Here is a 4,485-nt window from a genome sequence, read left to right on the forward strand (position 1 = left end):
TGGAAAATGTAACTTTAAATTCTGCTTCTCAGGATTATGATAAAACCTGGAATTTTGATTTTCAGGATGGGAGATACTTTACTGAAAACGAGGGGCAGTCCGGTGCTCCAGTAATCATTCTGGGCGCTGATATTGCTGATGGTCTTTTTTCAGGAGAGCAGGCTGTAGGCAAACAGGTTAAAGTGATGGGAAGAAGGTTAACTGTTGTGGGGGTATTTAAAAAAGAAGGGGAAGATATGCTTGGAGTATCACAGGATAAAAATGTTTTGATTCCGATTAACCTTGCAAAGGGCTTATTTGATGTGGAAAATGAAATGTATGGTCCTCAAATTACCGTGAGAGGAAAGGATAATGTTGCACAAGAAGAGGTTGAGAGTGAATTAAGAGGGGTAATGCGCTCTATACATCGTTTAAAGCCGGGTGCTGAAGATGATTTTGCGTTAAATAAGGCTACTATTCTTTCTAATCAGCTAGATGTGATGTTTAAAATGGTCAATATTGCGGGGTGGGTTATCGGAGGTTTTTCTATACTTGTTGGTGGCTTCGGTATTGCCAATATTATGTTCGTTTCAGTGAAAGAAAGGACTAATATTATTGGAATTCAAAAATCTTTGGGTGCAAAGAATTATTTTATTCTATTACAGTTTATGTTTGAAGCAATTGCTTTGTGTTTATTAGGGGGAGCTTTTGGCTTGCTGCTGGTTTACCTGATTACGCTTTTGTTCACTTATGCACTTGATGTTAAAATTGTGCTTGATCTGAAGAATGTAATCACAGGAGTTTCTATTTCGGCTATAATTGGTGCTATTTCGGGATTTTGGCCAGCTTATTCTGCTTCGCGTCTGGATCCTGTAGAGGCGATCAGGTCTTAAGACCTGATCTTTGCTTTTTTAATGCACGGAAATGTAGACCTCAACTTCAGCATTGTTCCAATCCTGACTTTTTTCGCCATAAACTTCAAAGTCTGCCTGATAGGCTCTTGGCAGATCGCTATTCCAAATTGATACCCAGGTGTCTACTACACATTGTGGCATGGTTCCTTTGGCTTCGAATTTCTGATATCTGGCTTCAGGAATCACAATTGTATCCAATTCCTTCGGAAGAATAGCATCGACATCTACCTTACAACCTATGAAATAGGAGAAAGGCTGTGTATAATCCCCTTCGTAATTATGATAAACCGCAAAAACTTCATTGCTTAGTTTACCGGGTATAAGGGAAAAATAATTACCGGCCGCAAAATCAGACCATAATTTTTCGCAATCTCTGGCACATTGTCCATTTTCATTTGTGGTGGTCGTTTTTAGTGCGAGACCCGCAAGTTTAAAGGCGTTCATCGTTATTGAGCTAAGTAAATAGAAGGGACAAACATACTTATCCTCTCCGATAATTTAGCGGCAAGAATAAAATCAGGAATCCTTTATTTCTTTTCGAAAAATTCTTTTAATATTGCATTTTATTTATATTGGGTCTAAATAAGAGTTTGTGATAGAGAGTTTGCCAACTAAAAAATCCGAAAGGAAGGAAATAATAGCAGGACAACAGGCTACTACGGGTGGCAGGGAGTCTAAAAAAGCAAAAAAACCGGTAAGTAGGGTTAGAAAAATTGCCGGTTTTTTACATCTTTGGCTTGGCCTGGCCTCAGGTATTGTTGTTTTTATTGTGGCAGTGACTGGCTGTATTTTTGTTTTTCAGAAGGAAATTTCAGAATTAATCTACCGGGACAAGTTCTTTGTGACAGCACCTCTACAGGCAAAAATACTTCCCTTGAGTCAAATGAAGAGTACTGCGGAGCAAGCTTTACATGTTCCAAATGTATCAGTAACGACTTATAGCGATCCTTCAAGGGCCTGGGAGTTTATGTATTTTAAAGGAGGAGATCCCAAAGCACTTACATTTTTCGGTGCCGTAGATTCCTATAAATCTGCTTTTATAAATCCATATACAGGCAAGATAACAGGTATGATTGATTACGAGAGCGACTTTTTTGTAATTGTAAAATATTTGCATTGGAGTTTGTTACTAAATACGCCTTATGGACAACCGATCGTAGGCTATAGCACGCTTATATTTGTGATATTACTGGGCACGGGAATGGTTTTGTGGTGGCCTAAAAATCTTAAAAAGGCCAATTTCAACAAGAGTTTTAAAATAAGCTGGAAGGCCAAATTTAAACGGCTAAACTATGATCTTCATAATGTGCCCGGATTTTATGCTATGCTGATTACGCTGGTGTTAGCATTAACAGGAATGGTATGGGCAATGAGCTGGTTTCAAACTGCAGTATATGTGGTTGCTTCCAGGTCCATAACACCTCCAAAACAGGTTAGCTTTGCTTCAGATTCTACAAAAGCCGCCTTAAAGAGTCCAATTGATATTGCTTTTGATGTTGCAAAGCAGCAATTCCCAGATGCAAGGCGTATTTTTCTGTACGTACCTGATCGGGGAGCTCCGAAATCGGCCACTATTAGTGCCAATGGGTACAGGGGTAAAGAAGATTATTATGATACAGATGTTCTGCACTTAGATCAGTTTACAGGTAAATTGCTTGGTCGGGAAAATTTTAAAGATAAGAATAGTGGAGAGAAACTTATCCGGATGAACTATGACATTCATGTTGGTGTGGTGTTGGGCTTGCCGGGTAAAATTCTGGCTTTTATGGGGAGCTTTATAGCCGCAAGCTTACCTGTTACCGGATTTATGATCTGGCTTGGACGTAAAAAGAAGAAAAAAACAACCTCAACTTATTCGTCTTCATTTTAATTGAATTTTTATTAATGATTTGGTATTCTGTGCAGTGTGGATAATAACGGCAGTGTGGATAACAAATGCAAACATTTTCGTGATCTACTCGTTCTATGTGGTAAAACGAGTAAAATATGGATCCATTTACGATTTGTCTTCATGGGGTTAGATTGACGGTATATCCTCAGGAAGGCGGTGTTTACAGGGTTTTCAGAGGTTCAAACAAACTGGCAGACCTATATCATGATGAAAATAATTCAAATATTCTGTGGGAAACAAGAGATTGGGTAGATCAAAATTATGTGGATGAAATTGGGAAAGAAATAGAAGAACATGAGCATGTTGGCTCTTAATTGACCACTGTATGGATAATAAGGGTGTATATTATTCCGGAACTAGCGGTTTATTACTCCCTGTTCCTAACAAAGAGTTTTTTCCAGAGGCTTTTAAAACAAAAAGTCGTTTGTGCTATTATGGATCACTGTACAATAGTATTGAGATTAACAGTTCATTTTATAAAGTACCTATGGCTTCTACAGTGGCGAAATGGGCTACAGAGGTTCCCGAAGACTTTAAATTTACATTTAAGATGTGGCGAGAAATCACACATAGTAAATCACTAAATTTTAGTTTAGAAGCTGTTGATGATTTTATGACGCGGATCTTTGCGGTGGGAAATAAAAAAGGTTGCTTGCTGGTACAATTTCCGGGCAGCATACGACCAATGCATCTACCAAGTGTAGAGCGGCTGCTCGACAGAATCAGAAGGGCTGATCCCAACGTTGAATGGAGGGTTGCTGTTGAGTTTCGGCATCAGAGCTGGTACCAGCAGGATACGTTTGATTTGATGGACCGTTATGGAATGGGACTTGTTTTACATGATAAGCTCTCTGGAGGAGGGGCGGTTATAGAGAGTCGGACTGATTTTGTTTACGTGCGTTTTCATGGTCCTTTAGGAGATTATAAGGGAAGTTATGAGGAGGCATTTCTTTATGAATACGCCTCTTATATCAAAGAATGGCTGGAAGAAGGCAAGCAGGTGTACACTTACTTTAATAACACAATAGGCAATGCTCTTAAAAATATGGAAAGTTTAAGGAGTTTTTTGTAATCAGTTGTTTTTTAGAGTTAAATCATGTCTATATAAATAGTGATTTGTTTCTTTTTAATTAGATAGGTATTAAATTTTCTATCTTTATCACGGAAAGAAATCCTCCATGCGCTATTTATTTTTTTGTCTATTCATTTTCGCTTCTCTGCCTGTTTTTTCCATTCCGGAAATTGTTGATATCAGCCGTCAACCATATGAGAACATTGGTAAAAAATTAAGTTACCTGGAAGATGTTTCCGGGAGGTGGGATGTGCAGGAGGCTGTAGCCATGGACGGTTTGGGAAAGTTTCATTCGTCAGATAGAGATATCCTTAATTTGGGAAATACAAAGTCCGCTTTTTGGATTAAGCTCCGTTACCTACCTGAGATAAATAATCGTTCTTATTTGATCGTTGATATTCCAAATATTGAGCAGATAGATTGTTTTCTGCTGAAAGAAAATGGTCAATTCTTGAAAATGCATGCTGGAAGTCTTTCTCTGCCAGAAAAGGGCATCAAGGTAATGACCAATTACAGATTTTTATTACCCGATAATTCTGCTGACCGGGCTTTTACAGTTTACCTTCGTGTGCGTTCCAATAACATTATGCTGCTGCCGATTAAGTTGATTACGAGCGATAATCTTGCTT

At 38.5% G+C, this 4,485-nt stretch carries 6 protein-coding genes; 5 read left to right on the plus strand and 1 reads right to left on the minus strand.

Translation table 11 applies throughout. From position 1 onward, the window contains the following. The coding region (locus DBR11_RS29235) for an ABC transporter permease (protein WP_233260958.1) at nt 1-872 on the plus strand (872 nt) is incomplete at its 5' end. An 18-nt stretch (nt 873-890) separates the two neighbouring features. On the opposite strand, the gene DBR11_RS29240 is transcribed toward DBR11_RS29235, so the two are convergent. Further along, nucleotides 891-1,337, minus strand: a complete 447-nt coding sequence (locus tag DBR11_RS29240; RefSeq protein WP_108556045.1) for a GyrI-like domain-containing protein — start codon at nt 1,335-1,337, stop codon at nt 891-893. A 148-nt stretch (nt 1,338-1,485) separates the two neighbouring features. Between DBR11_RS29240 and DBR11_RS29245 the strand changes: the two genes are divergently transcribed. The 4 genes from DBR11_RS29245 to DBR11_RS29260 all read left to right on the plus strand — a co-directional run. After that, complete coding sequence (locus tag DBR11_RS29245; RefSeq protein ID WP_233260959.1) at nt 1,486-2,763, plus strand: PepSY domain-containing protein; 1,278 nt, start codon at nt 1,486-1,488, stop codon at nt 2,761-2,763. Nucleotides 2,764-2,879: 116 nt separating this feature from the next. Continuing rightward, on the plus strand, nt 2,880-3,098 hold the full coding sequence (locus DBR11_RS29250) for a hypothetical protein (RefSeq protein WP_146186717.1): 219 nt from the start codon (nt 2,880-2,882) through the stop codon (nt 3,096-3,098). An 11-nt stretch (nt 3,099-3,109) separates the two neighbouring features. Further along, nucleotides 3,110-3,856 carry a DUF72 domain-containing protein gene (locus DBR11_RS29255; RefSeq protein WP_108556047.1) on the plus strand — a complete coding sequence of 249 codons (747 nt, stop codon included), beginning with the start codon at nt 3,110-3,112 and terminating at the stop codon, nt 3,854-3,856. 106 nt (nt 3,857-3,962) lie between these two features. Further along, nucleotides 3,963-4,485 (plus strand): 7TM-DISM domain-containing protein (locus DBR11_RS29260; protein ID WP_304594530.1); only part of this gene is annotated, 523 nt, incomplete at its 3' end.

This window comes from Pedobacter sp. HMWF019, assembly GCF_003061025.1.
GTDB lineage: Bacteria > Bacteroidota > Bacteroidia > Sphingobacteriales > Sphingobacteriaceae > Pedobacter.